Here is a 5704-nt window from a genome sequence, read left to right as displayed (position 1 = left end):
GCCGTTTTGATCAACTGGGGCTGATCTCGTTAGTGGATCAGTATCGTCGTCTCATGAGTACAATATGAACCGCCGTATACGGAACCGTATGTACGGTGGTGTGGGAGGACGGCGGAAGTGATTCCGCCTCCTACCCGATCGCTAGTATTTGCGGCGGGCGCCTTGCTGAGCTAGAGTGTGGCGGCTTTTTGCTTCGGAATTTCCATGTCTTCAGTCGCTCGTCAGTTATCCAGTCTAGAGTTGCGCGCCCAGCTTAATTTGGCGTTGCCTATATTCGGTGGTCAGTTAGCCCAATCCGCCAACGGTTTTGTTGATACCGTTATGGCCGGTCGCGTTTCGGCCTTAGATTTGGCTGCTGTGGCGGTCGGCGCCAGTATTTGGGTGCCAGTCTTTCTGTTTATGACGGGCATGCTGATGAGTGCAACCTCGGTGTTGGCTCGCCATGTTGGTGCCAAGCAACTGCAACGAGTGAACCCCTTGGTGCACCAAGTGGTGACGATTGCCGTGGTGGCGGGCGTGATTGCTGCGGTACTGCTTTGTAATACCGGACCCTTGCTCGAATTTATGGACGTTGATCCGGCAATGCGGCCGTTGGTCTTGGAATACCTTTTTGGTTTGAGCTGGGGTATGCCGGCGATCGCATTGGTGTTGGCCCTGCGCAGTTACACCGAAGCGCTTAGTCATACGCGGCCAGTGTTATTAATTAGCGTGATCGGCCTGTTTATCAATATTCCCGTTAATTATGTACTTATCTACGGCAAGCTGGGTATTCCGGCCATGGGCGGCGTTGGCTGTGGCTGGGCGACAGCGATTGTGATGTGGTTGATGGCGGCGATGCTACTGCTATACGTGCATCGTCATCGCGCCTATAAGGCGGTGCGGCTATCCATTAGCCCTTGGCACTGGGAACCGCGAACCATTGCGTATTTGCTCAAACTCGGCCTGCCGGTTGGCATGACGATTTTTTTTGAAGTCAGTGTGTTTTGTATTATCGCTTTGTTTATTAGCCAGGCTGGCGCAGAAATAGTCGCGGGGCATCAGCTCACTCTCAATTTCACTTCCCTGTTGTTTATGCTGCCGTTGAGCTTTGCGCTGGCGGCAACGACCCGGGTAGGTTTGGCGCGGGGCGCCGACGATGCGGAGGGGCTGAATCGGGCCGTGAAAGTGTCGTTTAAAATAACCCTGTGCATTGGCTGCTCTGCAGCGGTGATGTTAATACTGTTAAAAAACTGGATACCGCTAATTTATACTGATAACGCCACTGTTATTGCTTTAGCGAGTTATTTGCTGCTGTTTGCGGCGCTCTACCAAATCTCAGATGCTATTCAGGTTACCGCAAATGGGTGTTTGCGGGGGTTTGAAGACACCTCCATCCCCATGGTGTTGACCTTATTTGCCTATTGGGGGGTGGGTTTGCCGCTGGGTTATGCCTTGGCAATGAGCGACGCACTGGTTCCCGCAATGGGGCCAAGTGGGTTTTGGCTGGGGTTGTTTGCGGGGCTTAGTTCTGCGGCTCTGTTGTTGGGCTTGCGCTTGCGCTGGCGATTAAACCAGCCCCTGCATTAGATGTGTTATAAGGCGCTTGGCCTGCCGGTGACAATAGGCTATTTGGCGGTCCAGCTCGGGTTTATCATAAGCTCTTTGCCCAGCTACATGATACCAACCCACACTGAAGCCCACCCCAGCTACCTAATACATAGTATTGCCGGAATAGCCACCGTCGCGAGCATATTACAGAGTAAAAATACCACTAGCCACCGAGTCGGGTAGCCCTGGCCTTGTGCGTATTGGTAAAAGAAATACTCTGTCAATATCACCGTTAAGCGGAAAAACGTGGTGAATCCCAATAAGCCGATAGCGCAGTATTAAAGCAGAGGCTGTTCATTGTAGCGACGCGGGAGGCTGTCTATTAAGGGGTGAAAACTAACGGAGTCACCAAGGCCGGGGCCGAGATAGGCGCAAAGGTGCAGGGGTTGTAAAAAGCCGATGCTATAGCCAAGCGCAGAGGCCAGAACAAGCCCGTTGGCTGCCCGCAGATAGCGTTTGCCGATCTCGGGAAATTCGGCGTTTATTACCATAGTGAATAGCCGCTTCACACATTGCCCTGCTCGGCTGTTACAGCGTAATGAATCGATAGTGGGCACGCTTAGCCACTACCTAATTGCACTCTATGTGCGCAGTGTGCCTAAATGTGCAGTAGTTGTGTGTTTATTACTCAATTGCCTGACTTCTTCGCGCGCCTTGGTATTCTGGCTTGCTATCAGCCAGTGACGCTCTTAATCTGGTATACGACTGTATGCGGCCAAGTGCTTGGGCGCTTTTTTTGAGTGAGATAGGTTTATGATGCAAGCAGGTGTATTGGAAACAATTCTTCCGAGTATCCATCGATTGGTCGCGCCTAATCCCAGCGTGCTAACTGGCCCGGGCACCAATACCTATTTACTCGGCAATAAATCAATCACGGTATTAGACCCAGGCCCCGATATTCCCGAGCACATCGAGGCTATTGTCGCTGCGGTACATAGCTTGGGCGGTGAAATTGAGCGTATTGTGACCACTCACACCCATCCCGATCACTCACCGGGCGCAGCCGAGTTGCAACTGCGTTTTCCTGGGGTGCCGGTGATCGGTGCGAGGCTTGCCGATGATGGCCATCAAGACCCGCGTTTTGCGCCAACATCAGGCTTAGCCCATGATGACTGCTTTGACGTTGAGGGTCGCATACTAAGGGCAATTCATACACCCGGTCACGTTGCCAACCACTATTGTTTTATCGAAGAGACCAGCGGCTGTGTTTTTACCGGCGACCATATTATGCAGGGTTCAACCGTGGTGATTATTCCGCCTGCCGGTGATATGGCAGATTATGTGGACTCGCTCAGGCTGTTACTCGGCTACCCCATGCGTTATCTCGCGCCGGGTCACGGCAGCTTAATTGACACGCCGCACGCTGAAGTTGAGGGGCTGGTTGCTCATCGTCAAGGGCGGGAGGCCAGGATTGTTGCGGCGTTTAACGAGGTGCCTAGAGGTGATCTTGATGATTTGGTGGCCGTGGCCTATCGCGACGTCGACGTGAGCATTCACCCCATTGCAAAATTGTCTTTATCGGCGCATCTGCTTAAATTAGAGAAGGAGTCTCGGGCCACGCAAAATCAAGGTCAGTGGGAGCTAATATAGTCTAAGTAAGGTCTACAGATTTATCAGGTCTGGTAAATTGATTTAACTGGGAGTTGTATGCGGATCGGTGTACCCAAAGAAATCAAAGCGCAAGAGTATCGCGTTGGCTTACATCCGCCAGCGCTAGCTGCACTCATTCAACAAGGTCATCGCGTTCTAGTGGAGTCTGGTGCTGGTTTGGGGTCAGGCTATAGCGACGACGAATATCAGGGTGCCGGCGCCACACTTGTGTCCTCGGTTGCGGAGCTTTACCGTCAGGCCGAACTGATCGTTAAAGTGAAGGAGCCTCAACCAGAAGAGCTTACTCAGCTGCGCCCAGGGCAAATAGTATTTTGCTATTTGCACCTTGCCCCTAATCGGTCTTTGACTGATGGGCTCATTGCCAGCGGCGCCCACTGCATTGCCTATGAAACCATCACCGATGATGAGGGCCGTCTGCCTCTGCTCAAACCCATGAGTGAAATTGCTGGGCGTTTGGCCACACAGGCGGGCGCCCACTGTTTAGAAAAGGCGCAAGGGGGCTCGGGAGTGCTACTGGGGTCGGTGGCAGGTTTAGAACCAGGGCATGTGTTGATTTTTGGTGGCGGCGTGGTCGGTAGTAACGCCGCAGACGTGGCCTTGGGAATGGGCGCCAAAGTTACCTTGATTGAGCCGTTTTCGCCACGACAGAACAGTTTGCGCGCGCAATTTACTTACGATCGTTTTACGGTGCTGGGTGGTGAAAATCTCGATTTGCCGCGCTTATTGGCCGAGGTTGATATGGTCATCGGCGCCGCTCTAGTACCTGGTGCTGCGGCGCCTAAACTATTATCTGCCGAGGATCTCAATTGCCTGGCACCCGGCTCGGTGTTAGTGGACGTGGCTGTCGATCAAGGTGGTTGTTTTGCGACTACCCGCCCAACGACGCATTTAGCGCCGACCTATGTCGAGGCGGGTATTGTGCATTACTGCGTGGCGAATATTCCCAGTGCAGTGGCGCGCACGGCAACGCAGGCATTGAGTTTGTCCACATTGCCTTTTGTATTGGCGCTGGCTGCACAGCCGCTAAAACAGGTCTTAAGCGCTGCCCCTAACTTGGCCTGTGGCCTGAGTGTTGCGAACGGACACTTGTGTTGCGCGGCGGTGGGCGGTGCCCAACAGCGTGATTTTCGCCGCTGGGAATCGGCTTTGTAAGAGCGAAGCTGGCCCTATTTCTTGAAAAACTGATTGAACAATTGTTTGGCGGCTTCACCATTCTCGCCACCCATTTTGCGATCGATCAACTCTTTGGCTTTGTCTTCTACTTTGTCTTTGGCTTTTTCCTTGGCAATGTCTTCGATAACGCGGAAGTCTGGGAGGCAGCTGGTGGCACCGACACTGTCAAAGTTCGCTTTGCAGCGAATAGGAATGTCGCGATTAAGTAGCTTTTCGTTATTTATTTTACACGCCATCGCGTCTTGGTCGGCTTGGGCAAGGCGCGTGTTTAAGACCACATCAAAGCTATCGCTGCTTAAGTCGACTTTGCCGTTACCGCGAAGGGCGAGTTTAGTCACCCCAGCATTGAGTTGTTCAATTTTAGCCACGCCCTTGGTAATAACAATTTTTGTGGTCGCATCTTTAAGGTCGGTGTACAGCGGCCAATTATTGGGGTCGAAGGTTTCTTGCTGAAGACGGTTAACGAGTTGGCAGAATGCGCGTTCAATATTCATATTATTTAAGCGCAGCTGTTGGGCAGAGAGCACAATATTGCCGTCGAGGTTCTTTTTAATGCTGCTAATAGTTGCTCCGTTGGTGCTTAAATTAAGGTCAACGTCGCTCAAGCCAGACAGCTCCTGACTAATCTCTAACGCTGTGAGTACTTTGCCAATAGGTAGTTGCTTGCTGTCGGCCTTAAATTGAAATTTGGCGGCAGTCGCGCGGGTATCGATCTCGGCGGCAATCGTAAACGGACTGTCATAGACTAGGCCGCTAACAGGGCTAAGCTGAGTAATGCCTTGCTTGGCCGACAGTTTTAGCTTCAGATTCTTGAATGGCAGTTGGCTGATAATAAGCTCGCCAGCGCCAATATTTGCTTCAATATTTAAGCTGTTCAGCATGTCTCTGGGCAAGGCTATTTCGTCGCTGCTGGGCGACGGCGTTGGTGCGCTGGCCTTGTCTTTACTGCTGGTGGGTGAGGTCTCTTTTGCCGGCGGCAGATAATGATCAACATTGATTTTGTCTATATTCAGTGCCAATTTCGTGAGTTTGCCCTCACCTAGCGGCAGGCTGATATCACCGCTAATTGTGCTGGTGTCGAGGGTGGCAGTAAGGCCAGATATTACGATGAGTTTGTCATCGCCTTTAATTGTCGCGTTGACGCCAACCTTGCTCAGGCTATTTGCTTCTGCCATCTCGGGTAAGCTAATCGCGAGTGTTTTGGCGATTTTACGGAAATTGGCGGGGCTGAGCAGAACACTTGACTGATACGATAAGGGTTCAATAGTCGCCTGGGCATCGCCTTTGATACTAATGGTTTCGTCGCCAATGCTTGTTGTGAAAACCGTGCCGG

Annotated in this window: 5 protein-coding genes; 3 read left to right on the top strand and 2 right to left on the bottom strand. The window is 52.1% G+C overall.

The genetic code is table 11. The features are described 5' to 3' along the window. The first annotated feature begins 204 nt into the window (after nucleotides 1-204). Nucleotides 205-1566 carry an MATE family efflux transporter gene (locus ABYP33_RS16935; RefSeq protein ID WP_373092330.1) on the top strand — a complete coding sequence of 454 codons (1362 nt, stop codon included), beginning with the start codon at nucleotides 205-207 and terminating at the stop codon, nucleotides 1564-1566. A gap of 299 nt (nucleotides 1567-1865) precedes the next feature. Here ABYP33_RS16935 and ABYP33_RS16930 read toward each other — a convergent pair whose 3' ends face one another. Further along, a complete protein-coding gene (locus ABYP33_RS16930) occupies nucleotides 1866-2078 on the bottom strand; it encodes a hypothetical protein (RefSeq protein ID WP_373092329.1) in 213 nt (70 codons plus the stop codon). A gap of 262 nt (nucleotides 2079-2340) precedes the next feature. Between ABYP33_RS16930 and ABYP33_RS16925 the strand changes: the two genes are divergently transcribed. Continuing rightward, complete coding sequence (locus tag ABYP33_RS16925) at nucleotides 2341-3177, top strand: MBL fold metallo-hydrolase (protein ID WP_373092328.1); 837 nt, start codon at nucleotides 2341-2343, stop codon at nucleotides 3175-3177. Nucleotides 3178-3234: 57 nt separating this feature from the next. Next, complete coding sequence (gene ald / locus ABYP33_RS16920) at nucleotides 3235-4350, top strand: alanine dehydrogenase (protein WP_373092327.1); 1116 nt, start codon at nucleotides 3235-3237, stop codon at nucleotides 4348-4350. A 14-nt stretch (nucleotides 4351-4364) separates the two neighbouring features. On the opposite strand, the gene ABYP33_RS16915 is transcribed toward ald, so the two are convergent. Beyond that, nucleotides 4365-5704: AsmA family protein (locus ABYP33_RS16915; protein WP_373092326.1), on the bottom strand; the 1340-nt coding region annotated here is incomplete at its 5' end.

It is taken from the genome of Zhongshania sp., assembly GCF_041584495.1.
Taxonomy (GTDB): domain Bacteria; phylum Pseudomonadota; class Gammaproteobacteria; order Pseudomonadales; family Spongiibacteraceae; genus Spongiibacter.
Note: the sequence above shows the minus strand (reverse complement) of the source record. Positions and strands in the feature narration are given on the sequence as shown.

Bases quoted from the DNA above. Each gene is read 5' to 3' on its own strand.
- ABYP33_RS16935 (WP_373092330.1), top strand. From the start codon at position 205: ATGTCTTCAGTCGCTCGTCAGTTATCCAGTCTAGAGTTGCGCGCCCAG.
- ABYP33_RS16930 (WP_373092329.1), bottom strand. From the start codon at position 2,078: ATGGTAATAAACGCCGAATTTCCCGAGATCGGCAAACGCTATCTGCGG.
- ABYP33_RS16925 (WP_373092328.1), top strand. From the start codon at position 2,341: ATGATGCAAGCAGGTGTATTGGAAACAATTCTTCCGAGTATCCATCGA.
- ald (WP_373092327.1), top strand. From the start codon at position 3,235: ATGCGGATCGGTGTACCCAAAGAAATCAAAGCGCAAGAGTATCGCGTT.